13 protein-coding genes are annotated in these 16,092 nt (G+C 72.7%); 12 read left to right on the top strand and 1 reads right to left on the bottom strand.

Features of this window, described 5'->3' with window-relative positions; translation table 11 throughout:
- The first annotated feature begins 36 nt into the window (after window positions 1-36).
- The 8 genes from can (at window position 37) to EV684_RS18405 (ending at window position 10,145) form a co-directional block, all read left to right on the top strand.
- Entirely contained in the window at window positions 37-699 is a 663-nt protein-coding gene (can, locus tag EV684_RS18440) for a carbonate dehydratase (RefSeq protein WP_132648759.1), read from the top strand.
- Window positions 699-2,486: a bifunctional isocitrate dehydrogenase kinase/phosphatase gene (gene aceK / locus EV684_RS18435; RefSeq protein WP_132648758.1), complete on the top strand. Its 1,788-nt coding sequence runs from the start codon at window positions 699-701 to the stop codon at window positions 2,484-2,486. The genes can and aceK overlap by 1 nt, the downstream gene beginning before the upstream one ends.
- Window positions 2,479-3,657: an acetyl-CoA C-acyltransferase gene (locus EV684_RS18430; protein WP_132648757.1), complete on the top strand. Its 1,179-nt coding sequence runs from the start codon at window positions 2,479-2,481 to the stop codon at window positions 3,655-3,657. The genes aceK and EV684_RS18430 overlap by 8 nt, the downstream gene beginning before the upstream one ends.
- Before the next feature lie 144 nt (window positions 3,658-3,801).
- Window positions 3,802-4,287: a MaoC family dehydratase gene (locus EV684_RS18425; protein ID WP_165908529.1), complete on the top strand. Its 486-nt coding sequence runs from the start codon at window positions 3,802-3,804 to the stop codon at window positions 4,285-4,287.
- A gap of 185 nt (window positions 4,288-4,472) precedes the next feature.
- Entirely contained in the window at window positions 4,473-5,828 is a 1,356-nt protein-coding gene (locus tag EV684_RS18420; protein ID WP_132648755.1) for a DUF2868 domain-containing protein, read from the top strand.
- Window positions 5,825-7,264 carry a DUF3482 domain-containing protein gene (locus EV684_RS18415; RefSeq protein WP_132648754.1) on the top strand — a complete coding sequence of 480 codons (1,440 nt, stop codon included), beginning with the start codon at window positions 5,825-5,827 and terminating at the stop codon, window positions 7,262-7,264. The genes EV684_RS18420 and EV684_RS18415 overlap by 4 nt, the downstream gene beginning before the upstream one ends.
- A complete protein-coding gene (trkA, locus tag EV684_RS18410; RefSeq protein ID WP_132648753.1) occupies window positions 7,261-8,682 on the top strand; it encodes a Trk system potassium transporter TrkA in 1,422 nt (473 codons plus the stop codon). Before EV684_RS18415 ends, trkA begins: the two co-directional genes overlap by 4 nt.
- An 8-nt stretch (window positions 8,683-8,690) precedes the next feature.
- Entirely contained in the window at window positions 8,691-10,145 is a 1,455-nt protein-coding gene (locus EV684_RS18405) for a TrkH family potassium uptake protein (RefSeq protein WP_132648752.1), read from the top strand.
- 79 nt (window positions 10,146-10,224) lie between these two features.
- Here the strand turns inward: EV684_RS18405 and EV684_RS18400 are convergent, their stop codons facing one another.
- Window positions 10,225-10,845: a hypothetical protein gene (locus EV684_RS18400; RefSeq protein ID WP_132648751.1), complete on the bottom strand. Its 621-nt coding sequence runs from the start codon at window positions 10,843-10,845 to the stop codon at window positions 10,225-10,227.
- A 174-nt stretch (window positions 10,846-11,019) separates the two neighbouring features.
- Between EV684_RS18400 and EV684_RS18395 the strand changes: the two genes are divergently transcribed.
- From EV684_RS18395 to EV684_RS18380, 4 genes are read left to right on the top strand one after another with little or no spacing between them, the layout of a single operon-like run.
- The gene (locus EV684_RS18395; protein WP_132648750.1) at window positions 11,020-12,630 is read left to right on the top strand and encodes a carboxyl transferase domain-containing protein; all 1,611 of its coding nucleotides are present in this window, start codon (window positions 11,020-11,022) and stop codon (window positions 12,628-12,630) included.
- A gap of 8 nt (window positions 12,631-12,638) precedes the next feature.
- Window positions 12,639-13,418, top strand: coding sequence for an enoyl-CoA hydratase/isomerase family protein (locus EV684_RS18390; RefSeq protein WP_132648749.1), 780 nt, complete (start codon window positions 12,639-12,641; stop codon window positions 13,416-13,418).
- Complete coding sequence (locus tag EV684_RS18385) at window positions 13,415-14,011, top strand: DUF4126 domain-containing protein (RefSeq protein ID WP_132648748.1); 597 nt, start codon at window positions 13,415-13,417, stop codon at window positions 14,009-14,011. Before EV684_RS18390 ends, EV684_RS18385 begins: the two co-directional genes overlap by 4 nt.
- A 26-nt stretch (window positions 14,012-14,037) precedes the next feature.
- A complete protein-coding gene (locus EV684_RS18380) occupies window positions 14,038-16,044 on the top strand; it encodes an acetyl/propionyl/methylcrotonyl-CoA carboxylase subunit alpha (protein WP_132648747.1) in 2,007 nt (668 codons plus the stop codon).
- Window positions 16,045-16,092: the final 48 nt, after the last annotated feature.

Below are 16,092 nucleotides of genomic sequence, written 5' to 3'. Positions count from 1 at the left end.
GTAAACTCGCCTGCATCCCACCCGACGACTGCCGCCATGAGCCAGAAGCTGTCCGACCTCTTCGCCAACAACCGCGCCTGGGCGACCGAGATCGAGGGCCGCCAGCCCGGTTTTTTCACCAAGCTGCTGCACCAGCAGACACCGCAGTACCTGTGGATCGGCTGCGCCGACAGCCGCGTGCCGGCCAACGAGCTGGTCGGCCTGCTGCCGGGCGACCTGTTCGTGCACCGCAACGTCGCCAACGTCGTCGTGCCGACCGACCTGAACTGCCTGTCGGTGCTGCAGTACGCGGTCGACCAGCTGCGCGTGCGCCACATCATGGTCGTCGGCCACTCGCGCTGCGGCGGCGTGATGGCCGCGCTCGGCAACCTGCGTGTCGGCCTGGTCGACAACTGGCTGCGCCACGTGCAGGACGTGCGCGACCGCCACCGCGGCTTCCTCGACGGGCTCAGCGCCGACCGGCGCGTCGACGCGCTGTGCGAGCTCAACGTGCTCGAGCAGGCGCGCAACGTCTGCCGCACGACGATCGTCGAGGACGCCTGGGCGCGCGGCCAGGAGGTCGTCGTGCATGGCTGGGTCTACGGCCTGCACAACGGGCTGCTGGAGGACCTGTCGATCACGGCCTCGGGACCCGACGGCGTCGAGCCGGCCTACGAGTCGGCGCTGGCGGCGCTGCACCGGCGTTTCCAGGACGGCTGATGTTCCCGCGCCATCTCGGGGACGGCCGCGCGTACGAGATCGCGCGCGCGATGCTGGAGGGCTTCAACCGCCACTACCGCCTGTTCCGCGAGACCAGCGCCGCCGCCAAGCAGCGTTTCGAGCGCGCCGACTGGCACGGCCAGCAGCGCGCGCAGCGCGAGCGCATCGAGTACTACGACCTGCGCGTCGCCGAGACGGTGCAGCGCCTGCGCGGCGAGTTCCACGTCGCCGAGCTGTCGATGAACACCTGGCAGCAGGTCAAGCTGCACTACATCGGCCTGCTGACCGACCACCGCCAGCCCGAGCTGGCCGAGACCTTCTTCAACTCGGTGACCGCCAAGCTGCTGCACCGCAGCTACTTCAACAACGACTTCATCTTCGTGCGTCCGGCGATCAGCACCGAGTACCTGGAGAGCGACGAGCCCGGCACGCGCCCGACCTACCGCGCCTACTACCCGACGCACACCACGCTGGGCGAGACCTGGCACCGCATCGTGCACAACTTCCAGCTCGACGTGCCGTTCGAGGACCTGGACCGCGACGTCGAGAGCGTGCTGCAGGCGATGCTGTCGGAGCTGGGGGGCTTTCGCCCGCGCGCCAACTTCCAGATCCAGGTGCTGTCCAGCCTGTTCTACCGGAACAAGGGCGCCTACCTGGTGGGCCGCATCATCAACGGCTTCAACGAGACGCCGTTCGCGCTGCCCATCCTGCACGGCGAACGCGGCCTGGTCATCGACGCGGCGCTGTTCGGCGAGGACGACCTGCTGATGCTGTTCAGCTTCGCGCGCGCCTACTTCATGGTCGACATGGAGGTGCCGTCGGCCTGCGTGCAGTTCCTGCGCTCGATGATGCCGCACAAGGACCGCTCCGAGCTCTACAGCGCGCTGGGCCTGCAGAAGCAGGGCAAGAACATGTTCTACCGGGACTTCCTGGCCCACCTGCGCTACAGCAGCGACAGGTTCCGCATCGCCCCGGGCATCAAGGGCATGGTGATGCTGGTCTTCGACCTACCGTCCTTCCCGTACGTCTTCAAGGTCATCAAGGACGAGTACCCGCCGCAGAAGGAGACGACGCGCGAGCAGATCAAGGCCAAGTACCTGCTCGTCAAGCAGCACGACCGCGTCGGGCGCATGGCCGACACGCTGGAGTACAGCAGCGTCGCGTTCCCGCGCCATCGCTTCGAGGACGAGCTGGTGGCCGAGCTGCGCCGCTTCTGCGGCAGCCTGCTCGAGGAGGACGGCGACATGCTGATCATCCGCCACCTCTACATCGAGCGGCGCATGATCCCGCTGAACATCTTCCTGCAGGAGGCGCCGCCGGACCAGGTGGCGCATGCCGTCGTCGAGTACGGCAACGCGATCAAGGACCTGGTGGCCGCCAACATCTTCCCCGGCGACATGCTGTGGAAGAACTTCGGCGTCACGCGCCACGGCAAGGTGGTCTTCTACGACTACGACGAGATCGAGTACGTCACCGACTGCAACTTCCGCCGCGTGCCCGCGCCGCGCCACGAGGAGGACGAGATGTCGGGCGAGATCTGGTACTCGGTCGGCCCGAAGGACGTGTTCCCCGAGACCTTCGGCCCCTTCCTGCTCGGCAACCCGGTGGTGCGCGAGGTGTTCATGGCGCACCACGCCGACCTGCTCGACGCCGCGTTCTGGCAGACGCACAAGGAGCGCATCGCCGCCGGCCACGTGCACGACGTCTTCCCCTACGAGCCGTCCAAGCGGTTTTCGCTCGGCCGGCGCGACCTGCCACGACAACACCAGGAGACACGAGATGCCTGAATCCATCGTCATCGCCTCGGCCGCGCGCACGCCCATCGGCGGCCTGCTCGGCGACTTCGCCGCGCTGCAGGCCTGGGAGCTGGGCGCCGTCGCGGTCAAGGCCGCGGTCGAGCGTGCCGGCGTGCCCGGCGACGCCGTCGACGAGGTGCTGCTCGGCAACTGCCTGATGGCCGGCCAGGGCCAGGCGCCGGCACGCCAGGCGCTGCGTCGTGCCGGGCTGCCCGATTCGGCCGGCGCCGTCACGCTCAGCAAGATGTGCGGCTCGGGCATGCGCACGATGATGTTCGCGCACGACATGCTCGCCGCCGGCAGCGCCGAGGTGCTGGTCGCCGGCGGCATGGAGAGCATGACCAACGCGCCGCACCTCGTGTTCGCGCGCAAGGGCGTCAAGTACGGCGCCGCGCCGATGTACGACCACATGGCGCTCGACGGCCTCGAAGACGCCTACGAACGCGGCAAGGCCATGGGCGTGTTCGCCGAGCAGTGCGTCGCCAAGTACGGCTTCAGCCGCGAGGCCCAGGACGCCTTCGCCATCGCGTCGACCGAACGCTCGAAGAAGGCCAACGAGGACGGCAGCTTCGACTGGGAGATCGCCCCGGTGACGATCGCCGGCAAGGGCGGCGAGACCGTCGTGCGCCGCGACGAGCAGCCGTTCAAGGCGCGCCCGGACAAGATCCCGGGCCTGAAGCCGGCGTTCAAGAAGGACGGCACGATCACCGCCGCCAGCGCCTCCAGCATCTCCGACGGTGCCGCCGCGCTGGTGCTGATGCGCGAGTCGACCGCCGCGCGCCACGGCATCAAGCCGCTGGCGCGCATCGTCTCGCACGCCGTGCACGCCCAGGCGCCGGAGTGGTTCACCACGGCGCCGGTCGGCGCGATCGGCAAGGCGCTGACCAAGGCCGGCTGGAAGGCCGCCGACGTCGAGCTCTGGGAGGTCAACGAAGCCTTCGCCGCAGTGACGATGGCCGCGATGCACGAGTACCGGCTGGCGCCCGAGATCGTCAACGTGCACGGCGGCGCCTGCGCGCTGGGCCACCCGATCGGCGCCTCGGGCGCACGCATCGTCGTCACGCTGCTGGGCGCGCTGCGCCAGCGTGGCCAGCACCGCGGCGTCGCCGCGCTGTGCATCGGCGGCGGCGAAGCGACCGCGATGGCCATCGAACTCCTGTAAGCGACGGCTTCAGGAGCCCGTTGCGTGATGCGGTTGGTGATGCCGTGTTACGCAACCGGGCTTGGGCGCCGGCCGGCTTGCGGGCAGACTGAAGACCGTCCCCGGGCCTTCCGTCCGGGGCCTTCTCCAGGAGCCCCCGGGTCGATGAACCGCCTCGCCACGCTGCCCGCAACCGCCGATGCCGAGTCCGAGACCAGCCCGCTGATCGAGGTCGGCGAAGAGGCCCACGAGCGCCTGCGCTACACGCGCGACGAGATCGCCGACTTCGCGCGCCTGTCGGGCGACGCCAACCCGCTGCACCGCGACCGCGCCGCTGCCGAGCGCGCGCATTTCGGCGAAGTCATCGCCAGCGGCCAGCAGACCGTCTCGCGCCTGCTCGGGCTGCTGGCCTCGCGTTTCTCGCGGTCGGACGACGGTCTCGAGCGCGAACTGCTGCTGCTCAACGTCAACTTCGCCTTCAAGGCGCCGGTCTTCGCCGAGCAGGATCTGCACCTCGTCTGGCGCGTCACGCAGCTCGAGCCCTCGCGCCGCGGCGGTGTCATCGCGCACGCCGACGGCCGCGCCAGCGTCGCCGGCAAACCCTGCGTGATCGGCCGCGCGACGCTGCGCGTGCGTCCCGCCGGCAGCTGAGCCTGGACGCAGGACGCCGGAAGGCGTTCTGCGCCTGCCGAAGGCCCGAGCGCGATTGCACGCGCGAGGGCTGAGCCTGGACGCAGGACGCCGGAAGGCGTTCTGCGCCTGCCGAAGGCCCGAGCGCGATTGCACGCGCGAGGGCTGAGGTCTTCGCCCGCGCCGCCGCGCTACAGTGCGGCGCAATGACCGAAGAAGAGGCTCGCCGCGTCGTCCTGGTCCAGGCCACGGAGTCCGCAGGCGACTCGCCGCTGTGGACCGCCGAGGACCGCGCCTGGGCCACCCGGCTGGCGCAGCAGACGGTGGGCGCCGAGGCGCCGCCGGAGCGGTTCATCGTCGAACGCACGCGCCATGCGCTGGAACGCCTGCTGCCGCGCGACGCCGCGGCGCGGCGCTGGCTGGAGCGCGGCACGCGCCGCGGCGCGCTGGGCTTCGGCGTGCTGTTCGCCGCCTTGGTGCTGGGCGCCGCGGTCGACCACTTCGGCTCGATGCAGCGCATCGACCTGCTGGCGCCGCCGGTCTGGGCCGTCGTCGCCTGGAACCTCGTCGTCTACGTCGGCCTGCTGGTGCCGCGCCCGCTGGCCGGGCTGCGCGCGCTGCTGGCGCGGCGCTGGGCCGGAGACGGTGCCGGTGTCGGCGCGCTGTGGGCGCGGCAGGCGATGCCGCTGTCGCTGGCACGTGCGACGGCGCTGCTGCATGCCGCGGCGGCGGCGCTGGCGGCGGGCGTGATCGCCGGCCTGTACCTGCGTGGCCTGGTGCTGGACTACCGCGCCGGCTGGCAGAGCACCTTCCTCGAGCCCGGCGTGGTGCAGCCGCTGCTGCAGGCGCTGCTGGCGCCGGCCTCGTTGGTCACCGGCATCGCCGTGCCCGACGTCGCGCCGCTGCGGCTGCAGGCCGGCGCCGTGGCGGTGGCGCCGGCGGCCGACTGGATCCACCTCTACGCCGCGACGCTGGCGCTGGCCGTCGTCGTGCCGCGGCTGCTGCTGGCCGGCGTCGCCGCGCTGCGTGCCGCGGCGCTGTCGCGGCGCTTCCCGCTGCCTCTGGGCGAGCCGTACTTCGAGCGCCTGCGCCTGCACCAGCTCGGCGCCCGTGCCCAGGCCCAGGTGCTGCCTTACGCGGCCGGCCTCAGTGCTCAGGCGGCGCTGGGTCTGCGGGCCTTGCTGGCGGCCGTCTTCGGCGACGAGCTGCGGCTGCGCATCGGCCGCATCACCGCCTTCGGTGACGAGGACGCGGCGCGTGCGCTGCAACCCGAACCCGGCGACACGCTGCGCATCGCCGTCTTCGACCTGGGCGCCACGCCCGAGGCCGAGGCCCAGGGGCGTTTCGCCGCCGCGCTCGGCCGCGACCTGCCGCTGGTGCTGCTGGCCGACGAGTCGGCCTTCCGCCGCCGTTTCGGTGCCTACCCGGAACGCCTGGCGCAGCGCCGCGCCGCCTGGCAGGCGCTGGCCGACGCCCAGGGCCTGCCGCTGGTCTGCGCCGACCTGGAGGCCGGAGAACCGGCCGCCGCCGAAGCGGCGATCAAACGCGCGCTGGGCCGATGACCCGCCTGCGCCTGTCGCTGGTCTCGCACACCAACGTCGGCAAGACGACGCTGGCACGCACGCTGCTCGGCCGCGACATCGGCGAGGTGCGTGACGCGCCGCACGTCACCGAGTTCGCCGAGATGCACCCGCTGCTGCAGAGCCCGGCCGGCGACGTGCTCGAACTCTGGGACACGCCCGGCTTCGGCGACACCGTGCGCCTGGTCGGCCGGCTGCGGCGCGAAGGCAGCGCGCTGGGCTGGTTCCTCAGCGAGGTCTGGGACCGCTGGCGCGACCGCCCGTTCTGGGCCACGCAGCAGGCGCTGCGCCACGTGCGCGACACCAGCGACGTCGTGCTCTACCTCGTCAACGCCGCCGAGTCGCCCGAGGCCGCCGGCTACGTCGGCCCCGAGATGCAGCTGCTGGGCTGGATCGGCAAGCCGGTCGTCGTGCTGCTCAACCAGCTCGGCCCGCCGCGCGGCCCCGAGGCCGAGGCCGCCGACGTCGAGCGCTGGCGCCAGCGCCTGGCCGCCCAGGCGCCGGTGCGTGCGGTGCTGCCGATGGATGCCTTCGCACGCTGCTGGGTGCAGGAGGGCGTGCTGCTGCGCACGATCGCCGACGTGCTCGACGGCGAGGCGCGGGCCGCGGCGTCGCGCCTGGCCGCGGCCTGGGCGGCGACACGGCGCGCGACCTTCGACGCCGCGGTCGACGAACTCGCCGCCAGCCTGGCGCGAATCGCCTGCGCCCGCGCGCCGCTGGCCGACGGCGGCTGGCTCGCGCGCCGGCAGGACGCCGACGCCGCGCGCCGCGCACTGGCCGACATGCTGGACGCCGAAGTGCGCGCCAGCACCGGCCGGCTGCTCGTGCTGCACGGCCTGGACGGGCGCGCCGAGCGCGAGATCCTCGAGCGCGTCGCGGCCCAGGTGGAGCTGCATGCGCGTGTCGGCGAGGGCCGCGCGGCGCTGGTCGGCGGCGTGCTGAGCGGCGCGCTCGCCGGGCTCAAGGCCGACCTCGCCACCGGCGGCCTGACGCTGGGCGGCGGCATGCTCGCCGGCGGGCTGCTCGGCGCGCTGGGCGCCGCGGGCATCGCGCGCGGGCTCAACGTCGTGCGCGGCACCGACCGCGGCTTCGCCAGCTGGAGCGCCGAGGCGATGGCGCCGCTGGCCGAGGCGGCGCTGCTGCGTTACCTGGCCGTCGCCCACTTCGGCCGCGGCCGCGGCGAATGGGCCCAGGGCGAGGCGCCGCCGCACTGGCGCGCCGTCGTCGCCGAGGCGCTGGCCGCACAGGCGCCGCAGATCGACGCGCTGTGGGCCGCGCGCAGCACGCGCCACGACAACGCCGGCGACGCCCAGGCGCTGGCGCGTGCCTTGTGCACGCCGCTCGCGGCGGCCTTGCGTGCGGTGCTCGATAGGCTCTATCCGGGCGCCTGGGCCACTGTCGATAATCCGCCGCCATGAAGATCCTGATCCTCGGCGCCGGGCGCGTCGGGCAAAGCGTCGCCGCGAGTCTGCTGTCGGAGCGTAACGACATCACGATCATCGACACCGACCCCGCGCGGCTGCGCGAGCTGCAGGATCGTCTGGACCTGCGTGGCGTCGTCGGCAACGGGATCCAGCCCAGCGTGCTGCGCGAAGCCGGCATCGAGGACGCCGACATGCTGATCTCGTGCGCGCCGCTGGACGAGACCAACCTCGTCGCCTGCAAGGTCGCGCACGACGCCTTCAGCGTGCCGACCACGATCGCCCGGCTGCGCAGCCCCGAGTTCGTCGACGGCAGCACGCTGCTGGGCCGCGACGGCGGCTTCGCGGTCAACCAGGTGATCTGCCCGGAGCAGAGCGTCACCGCCTACATCCGCAAGCTCATCGAGTACCCCGAGGCGCTGCAGGTGCTGGAGTTCGCCGACGGGCTGGTGAGCCTGATCGCGGTGCGCGCCGGCCCCGGCGCGCCGCTGGTGCAGCACTGCCTGTCGGAGATCCCCGCACTGGCGCCCAGCGCGCCGATGCGCGTGGTCGCCGTCTACCGCGGCGACAAGGTCGTCGACCCGCTGGGCGGCGACACGCGCATCGAGCCCGGCGACGAGGTCTTCGTGCTTGCCGCCACCGCCGACATCCGCCGCGTGCTGCACGCGCTGGCGCCGCGCGTCGAGCCGGTGCGCCGGCTGATGATCGGTGGCGGGGGCAAGGTCGGGCTGCGGCTGGCGCGCGAGCTGCAGGCCACCTACCGCATCAAGCTGATCGAACGCGGCCGCACGCGCTGCGAGTACCTGGCCACCGAGCTGCCGGCGCCCGTGCTGGTGCTCGAGGGCGACGTCACCGACGAGGATCTGCTCGAAAGCGAAGGCGTGCGCGACATGGACCTGTTCCTCGCGCTGACCGACGACGACGAGGACAACATCATGGCCTGCCTGCTGGCCAAGCGGCTGGGCGCGCGGCGCGTGTTCTCGCTGATCAACCGCCAGGCCTACGCCGACCTCGTTCAGGGCGGGCAGATCGACATCGCGATCTCGCCGGCGCAGACCGTCATCGGCGAGCTGCTGGCCTACGTGCGCCGCGGCGACGTCGAGGCCGTGCACAGCCTGCGCCACGGCGCTGCCGAGGCGCTGGAAGGCGTGGTGCGCGGCGACCGCAAGACCTGCCGCATGGCCGGCCGGCGCATCGACGAGATCGCGCTGCCGGCCGGTGCCCAGGTCGGCGCCATCGTGCGCGGGCTGGAGGACGCCGATGGCCGGCGCCAGCGCGCGCGCGCCGAGGTGCTGATCGCCCACCACGACACGGTGGTGCAGACCGGCGACCACGTCATCGTCTTCGTGCCGACCAAACGCCTGCTGCGCGAGGTCGAACGCCTGTTCCAGGTGTCGGCCACCTTCTTCTTCTGAGCCCGGCGATGGATGCGCTTGCCGTCGTCGCGCTGATCGGCCGCATGGTGGCGGGGTTCTCGCTGCTGATGCTGGTGCCGCTGGCCTGGGCCGTCTATGCCGGCGAGCCGGTCGTCGACGCGCTGGTCAAGGCGGCGGCCACCAGCTTCGCCATCGGCGCTGCCGCCAGCCTGATGACGCGGCGCTTCCGACGCGACCTGCAGCCGCGTGACGGCTTCCTGCTCGTCGGCCTGACCTGGACCGTGCTGCCGGCCTTCGGCGCGCTGCCGCTGGCGCTGATGCTGCCCGAGGCTTCGGTCACCGACGTCTACTTCGAGGCCGTCTCGGCGCTCACCGCCTCGGGCGGCACGGCCTTCTCGGGGCTGGACGCGATGCCCGGCGCGGTGCACGTCTGGCGCTGCCTGATGACCTGGGTCGGCGGGCTGGGCATCATCGTGCTGGCGGTGGCCATCCTGCCGATGCTGGGCATCGGCGGCTCGCAGCTGTTCCGCGCCGAGGTCACCGGCCCGATGAAGGACAGCAAGCTGACGCCGCGCATCGCCGACACCGCGCGTGCGATCTGGGGCGTCTACGTGCTGCTGTCGCTGGCCTGCGCGCTGGCCTACCGTGCCGCCGGCATGAGCTGGTTCGACGCCTTCGTGCACACGGGCTCCACCGTCAGCCTCGGCGGCTTCTCGTCCTACGACGCCAGCTTCGGCCACTGGAACTCGCGCGACATCGAGGCCGTGGCGATCGTCTTCATGATGCTGTCGGGCGTGAACCTGACGATGTACTACGTCGTCTGGCGCGAGCGTTCGCCGGCGCCGCTGTGGCGCAACGCCGAAGCGCGCGCCTTCTACCTCGTCGTGCTCGGCAGCGCGGTGCTCATCGCGCTGTACCTGTGGGCCAGCGGCGCCTACGACAGCCTGTCGCTGGCGCTGCGCCACTCGGTGTTCCACGTCGTCTCGGTGGCCACGACCGCCGGCTACGCGACCTACGACTACGCGCAGTGGCCGCTGTTCGCGTCGTTGTGGATGATCCTGCTGGGCTGCTTCGCCACCTGCGCCGGCTCGACCGGCGGCGGCATCAAGATGGTCCGGCTGATCCTGCTGCTCAAGCAGGCGCGCCACGAGTTCGTGCGCATCGTGCATCCCAACGTCGTCAACCCCGTCGTGCTCAACGGCCGGGCGATCAGCGACCGCACGATGCAGAACGTCATCGGCTACATGATGACCTACGGCGCGGTGCTGGTCGGCCTGACGATGGCGCTGCTGGCCACCGGGCTGGAGCCGGTGACGGCCTTCACCGCCGTCATCGCCTGCGTCAACAACATCGGCCCCGGCCTCGGCGAGGTCGGCCCGGCGGTCAACTACGGCAGCCTGAGCGACCTGCAGACCTGGATCTGCGCTTTCGCGATGCTCGTCGGGCGGCTGGAGCTGCTGACTGTGCTGGTGCTGTTCATGCCCGCCTTCTGGCGAGATTGACTGTGAGCCCCGGCCGCCTAGCGAAGAGCAGGGCCCCTGGCCCTGCGCGCCTTGCAAAGGGCCGCCAGGCGGCCGGGGCTCACACTTTCGGAAGGTAGAGCCGGTCGGTGTAGGTCGCCAGCCAGTGCGGGCGGAAGGCGACGAAGATCGCGACCAGGATGCCGGCCAGCCAGGCGTCGCCCCAGGCGGCGAGCCAGCGGGCCAGCACCAGATCGTCGCCACCCAGGCCGCTCGGCGGCGGGTGCAGCGCTGCGGCCAGCGCACCGGCCAGGGCGCCGGCGGCCGCGGTGACGAAGAAGCCGCGGCCCAGGATGTAGACGAACAGGTGCTTGGGCAGCCAGCGCCGCACCGCGGCACCGAGCACGACCGCCATCGTCGCCGGCACCAGGCCCAGCCAGACGAAACGTTCGAGGCCGGCCTCGGGTGTCAGGCCGCCGGCGAACATCGTCACCAGCGCGACCGGCACCAGCGCCAGCACCGCCAGCGGCCAGCCCATCATCAGCATCAGCAGGCAGGCGCCGGACAGCGGCTGTGCGACCGCGCTGTCGGCGAAGCGGTCGGCGCCCCACATCAGCGGCAGGGTGGCGGCCCAGGCCAGCCAGGGCCAGGGCGGCCCTTGAGGCCCGACACCGCGCCAGGGCCGCATCGCCAGTGCCACGGCGATCACCACGGCGGCGAGCGACGCTTCGAACCACAACATGAGCCCATGCTACGCCCGGCCCCATGCGCGTGCGTTTACCCGAGGAACGACCTCGGCGGCGCCCGGTCTCCGGGCCGTCCCTGAGGCGGGGGCGGCGGGGCGCTGCCAGAATTGACGTTAACGTAAACGTCAATCGGCCGCGCCCGCCGGCGGCCGACCCTGCCAGGAGACACCGTGCCGGTCCTGAACTCGCAGCTCAACCCGCGCTCGGAGGAGTTCCAGGCCAGCGCGCTGGCGATGCGCCAGCTCGTCGGCGATCTGAACGCCCAGCTTGCACGCATCGCCGAGGGCGGCGGCGAGGCCGCGCGTGCGAAGCACGCGGCACGCGGCAAGCTGCTGCCGCGCGAGCGCGTCGAGATGCTGCTCGACCCCGACACGCCGTTCCTGGAGATCGGCGCGCTCGCCGGCCTCGGCCTGTACGACGGCGCCGCGCCCGGCGGCGGGCTCATCGCCGGCATCGGCCGCGTCAGCGGCGTCGAGTGCATGGTCGTCTGCAACGACGCCACCGTGAAGGGCGGCACCTACTATCCCGTCACGGTGAAGAAGCACCTGCGTGCGCAGGAGATCGCGCAGGAGAACCGCCTGCCCTGCGTCTACCTCGTCGACTCCGGCGGCGCCAACCTGCCCAACCAGGACGAGGTCTTCCCCGATCGGGATCACTTCGGCCGCATCTTCTACAACCAGGCGCAGATGTCGGCGCTGGGCATCCCGCAGATCGCCGTCGTGATGGGCTCGTGCACCGCCGGCGGTGCCTACGTGCCGGCGATGAGCGACGAGACCATCATCGTGCGCCACCAGGGCACGATCTTCCTCGGCGGCCCGCCGCTGGTGAAGGCCGCCACCGGCGAAGTCGTCAGCGCCGAGGACCTGGGCGGCGGCGACGTGCACACGCGGCTGTCGGGCGTCGCCGACCACCTGGCCGAGAACGACCTGCACGCGCTGGCGATCGCGCGCGCGGTGGTCGCCCAGCTCAACTGGAAGAAGCCCGCCCCGCTGCGCCTGCAGCCGCCGCGGCCGCCGCTGTTCGACCCGGCCGAGCTGCACGGCGTCATCCCGACCGACGCGCGCAAGCCCTTCGACGTGCACGAGGTCATCGCGCGCCTGGTCGACGGCTCGGAGTTCGACGAGTTCAAGGCGCGTTACGGCACGACGCTGGTCACCGGCTTCGCGCACCTGGAGGGCATGCCGGTGGGCATCGTCGCCAACAACGGCGTGCTGTTCTCCGAGAGCGCGATGAAGGGCGCGCATTTCATCGAGCTGTGCTGCCAGCGCCGCGTGCCGCTCGTGTTCCTGCAGAACATCACCGGCTTCATGGTCGGCCGCAAGGCCGAGGCCGAGGGCATCGCCAAACACGGCGCGAAGATGGTCACCGCGGTGGCGACGGCGACGGTACCCAAGTTCACGGTGATCATCGGCGGCAGCTTCGGCGCCGGCAACTACGGCATGTGCGGCCGCGCCTACGGCCCGCGGCTGCTGTGGATGTGGCCGAACGCGCGCATCGGCGTGATGGGTGGCGAGCAGGCCGCCAGCGTGCTGGCCACCGTGCGCCGCGACGCCATCGAGGCCAAGGGCGGCGCCTGGTCGGCCGAGGACGAGGCGGCCTTCAGGCAGCCGATCCTCGAACAGTTCGCGCGCCAGGCGCATCCGTACTACGCCAGCGCCCGGCTCTGGGACGACGGCATCATCGACCCGGCCGACACGCGGCGGGTGCTCGCGCTGGCGCTGTCGGCCAGCCTCAACGCGCCGATTCCCGAGACGCCGCGTTTCGGCGTCTTCCGCATGTGAGCGCCGCGATGGACACGCTGGAGATCCGACGCCCCTCGGCCGCCGTCGCCGAGGTCTGGCTGAACCGGCCGGAAGTGCGCAACGCCTTCAACGACGGCGTCGTCGCCGAGCTGACGGCGGCCTTCGCCGCTTTCGCCGCCGACGAGGCGCTGCGGGTCGTCGTGCTGGGTGGCCGCGGCAAGGCCTTCTGCGCCGGCGCCGACCTGGGCTGGATGCGTGCGATGGCCGGCTACTCCTGGGACGAGAACCAGGCCGACGCCGCGCGCCTGGCCGAGATGCTGTGGACCGTCTGGCGCTGCCCGGTACCGGTGATCGGCCGGCTGCACGGCGACTGCTACGCCGGCGGTGTCGGGCTGGCCGCGGTCTGCGACATCCTCGTCGCCGCGGAGGGCATGCAGTTCTGCCTCAGCGAAGCCCGGCTCGGGCTGCTGCCGGCGACGATCGGCCCCTACGTCGTGCGTGCGCTCGGCGAGCAGGCGGCGCGGCGCTTCTTCGTCACCGCGGAGCGTTTCAGCGCCGCCGAAGCGAAGGCGCTGGGTTTCGTGCACGAATGCGTCGCACCCGAGGCGCTGGACGCCAAGGTCGCCGAACTCGTCACCACCATCGCCGCCAACGGCCCCCAGGCCGTGCGCGCCTGCAAACGCCTGGTGCAGGACCTGGCCGGCCGCGAGATCGACGCCGCGCTGCGCGCCGACACCGCGCGCCGCATCGCCGACGCGCGTGCCGGCTCGGAAGGCCGCGAAGGCGTCTCGGCCTTCCTCGGCAAACGCGATCCGGCCTGGCGATGAACCTGGACACGACGCAGCTCGTCGCGCTGGCCGCCGCACTCGGCTGGGCCAGCGGGCTGCGCCTGTACGCGGTGCTGTTCATCACCGGCGCCGTCGGTTTCCTCGGCTGGGTCGAACTGCCGCCGGGGCTGCAGATCCTGCAGCAGCCGCTGGTGCTGGGCGCCAGCGGCCTGATGAGCGCGGTCGAGTTCCTGGCCGACAAGATCCCCGCCGTCGACACCGTCTGGGACGGCGTGCAGACGCTGCTGCGCATCCCCGCCGGCGCGGCGCTGGCCGCGGCGGCGATCGGTGCCGACTCGGCGACCTGGACGCTGCTCGCGGCGCTGCTGGGTGGCGGGCTGGCGGCCAGCGCGCACGCCGCCAAGGCCAGCGTGCGCGCCGCGGCCAACACCTCGCCCGAGCCCTTCAGCAACGTCGCGCTGTCGCTGGCCGGCGACGCGATGGTGCCGGCGCTGCTGTGGCTGGCCTGGCAGCACCCGGTGGCGGCGATCGTCGCCGTCGCGCTGGCCACCGTCGTGTGCATCGTCGTCGTCGTCGTGCTCTGGCGCTTCCTCAAGGGGCTGCTGGCGCGCTGGCGGCCACGCCCGTCCTGAACCCGCTCGCAGCCGAGAGAGAGCCGATGTTCCGCAAGATCCTGATCGCCAACCGCGGCGAGATCGCCTGCCGCGTCGCTGCCACCGCGCGCCGCCTGGGCGTGCGCAGCGTCGCCGTCTACTCGGACGCCGACGCCGGCGCGCGCCACGTGATGGCCTGCGACGAGGCCGTGGCGCTGGGCGGCGCCGCGCCGCGCGACAGCTATCTGCGCTGGCAGCGCATCCTCGACGCCGCGCGCGCCACCGGCGCCGAGGCCGTGCACCCGGGCTACGGTTTCCTGAGCGAGAACGAGGACTTCGCCCAGGCCTGCGCCGACGCCGGGCTGGTCTTCATCGGCCCGCCGCCGGCGGCGATCCGGGCGATGGGCAGCAAGGCCGCGGCCAAGGCGCTGATGGCCCAGGCCGGCGTGCCGCTGGTGCCGGGCTACCACGGCGAGGACAACGATCCGGCGCGCCTGGCCGACGAAGCCGCGCGCATCGGCTACCCGGTGCTGATCAAGGCCAGCGCCGGCGGCGGCGGCAAGGGCATGCGCCGTGTCGACCGCGCCGAGGACTTCGCCGCCGCGCTGGCGTCCTGCCAGCGCGAGGCCCAGGCCAGCTTCGGCGACGCCCACGTGCTCGTCGAGCGCTACGTGCTCAAGCCCCGCCACATCGAGATCCAGGTCTTCGCCGACACGCAGGGGCACTGCATCCACCTCGGCGAACGCGACTGCTCGGTGCAGCGCCGCCACCAGAAGGTGCTGGAGGAGTCGCCGGCGTCCGGGCTGACGGCCGCGCGCCGCGCCGAGATGGGCGCCGCCGCGGTGGCCGCGGCGCAGGCCGTCGGCTACGTCGGCGCCGGCACCGTCGAGTTCATCGCCGAGGAGCTGGACGACGGCGACCTGCGTTTCTATTTCATGGAGATGAACACCCGGCTGCAGGTCGAGCACCCGGTGACCGAGGCCGTGACCGGGCTGGACCTCGTCGAGTGGCAGCTGCGTGTGGCCGCCGGCGAACCGCTGCCCGCGGGGCAGGCCGACATCGTGCAGCGCGGCCACGCGATCGAGGCCCGCATCTGCGCCGAGAACCCCGAGGCCGGCTTCCTGCCGGCGACCGGGCGGCTGGTGGTCGCACGCTGGCCCGAACACGTCGAGTTCCGCCGCGACGATCAGCTGCCGCGCCTGGACGGCGGTTTCGGCGAAGGCGATGCGATCACGCCCTGGTACGACTCGATGATCGCCAAGCTGATCGTCTGGGGCGAAGACCGCGCCCAGGCGCTGGCCCGGCTGGATGCGGCGCTGGCCGCCACGCGCCTCGTCGGCCCGGCGAACAACGTCGCCTTCCTGCGCCGCGTCGTCGCCAGCCGCGCCTTCGCCCAGGCCGACCTGGACACCGCGCTGATCGAACGCGAACACGCGGCGCTGTTCGACGCGCCGGGCCTGGCGCCCGAGTGGGCCGCCGCCGCGGTCGTCGCCGACGCCTGCGCCGCCGAGGCGGAGACCGAAGACGCCGACCCCTGGTCGCGGCGCGACGGCTGGCGGCTGCACGGCGGCGCGCGCCGGCGTTTCGAGCTGGAGATGGGCGCCGAACGCGTCGTCGCGACGGTGCAGCGCCGCCACGACGGCGAAGCGGTGCTGGCGCTGGGCGAGCAGCGCTGGCCGCTGCGGGCGCGGGCGCTCGGCGATGGCCGCCACGACGTGCGCCTGGGCGACGACCGTGTGCTGCTGGCCGTGCACCGCGACGGCGAGCGGCGCGCCGTCTTCGCGCCGGCCGGCCACCGGCTGGTCACGCTGCACGACCCGATCGCCCATGCCGGCGACCACGCCGGCGAAGCCGGCCGGCTGAGCGCGCCGATGCCCGGCAAGATCGTCGCGATCGCCGTCGAGGCCGGCCAGGCGGTGCGCCGCGGCCAGGCGCTGGCGGTGCTGGAGGCGATGAAGATGGAGCACACGATCACCGCGCCGCGCGACGGCGTCGTCGAGGCGCTGCTGGTGCGCGCCGGCGACACGGTCGCCGAAGGCAGCGAGCTGCTGCGGCTGTCGGGGGACGCATGAACCGGGCGCGGACCCGGCTGCCGGCCTGGCGATCCGGTGCTCGCTATA

This window comes from Rubrivivax gelatinosus, assembly GCF_004340905.1.
In the GTDB taxonomy this organism is placed as follows: Bacteria; Pseudomonadota; Gammaproteobacteria; order Burkholderiales; family Burkholderiaceae_C; genus Rubrivivax; species Rubrivivax gelatinosus.
The sequence above is the reverse complement of the archived record's forward strand: the minus strand, read 5'-3'. Positions and strand labels throughout refer to the sequence as shown.

Bases quoted from the DNA above. Each gene is read 5' to 3' on its own strand.
- can (WP_132648759.1), top strand. From the start codon at position 37: ATGAGCCAGAAGCTGTCCGACCTCTTCGCCAACAACCGCGCCTGGGCG.
- aceK (WP_132648758.1), top strand. From the start codon at position 699: ATGTTCCCGCGCCATCTCGGGGACGGCCGCGCGTACGAGATCGCGCGC.
- EV684_RS18430 (WP_132648757.1), top strand. From the start codon at position 2,479: ATGCCTGAATCCATCGTCATCGCCTCGGCCGCGCGCACGCCCATCGGC.
- EV684_RS18425 (WP_165908529.1), top strand. From the start codon at position 3,802: ATGAACCGCCTCGCCACGCTGCCCGCAACCGCCGATGCCGAGTCCGAG.
- EV684_RS18420 (WP_132648755.1), top strand. From the start codon at position 4,473: ATGACCGAAGAAGAGGCTCGCCGCGTCGTCCTGGTCCAGGCCACGGAG.
- EV684_RS18415 (WP_132648754.1), top strand. From the start codon at position 5,825: ATGACCCGCCTGCGCCTGTCGCTGGTCTCGCACACCAACGTCGGCAAG.
- trkA (WP_132648753.1), top strand. From the start codon at position 7,261: ATGAAGATCCTGATCCTCGGCGCCGGGCGCGTCGGGCAAAGCGTCGCC.
- EV684_RS18405 (WP_132648752.1), top strand. From the start codon at position 8,691: ATGGATGCGCTTGCCGTCGTCGCGCTGATCGGCCGCATGGTGGCGGGG.
- EV684_RS18400 (WP_132648751.1), bottom strand. From the start codon at position 10,845: ATGTTGTGGTTCGAAGCGTCGCTCGCCGCCGTGGTGATCGCCGTGGCA.
- EV684_RS18390 (WP_132648749.1), top strand. From the start codon at position 12,639: ATGGACACGCTGGAGATCCGACGCCCCTCGGCCGCCGTCGCCGAGGTC.
- EV684_RS18385 (WP_132648748.1), top strand. From the start codon at position 13,415: ATGAACCTGGACACGACGCAGCTCGTCGCGCTGGCCGCCGCACTCGGC.
- EV684_RS18380 (WP_132648747.1), top strand. From the start codon at position 14,038: ATGTTCCGCAAGATCCTGATCGCCAACCGCGGCGAGATCGCCTGCCGC.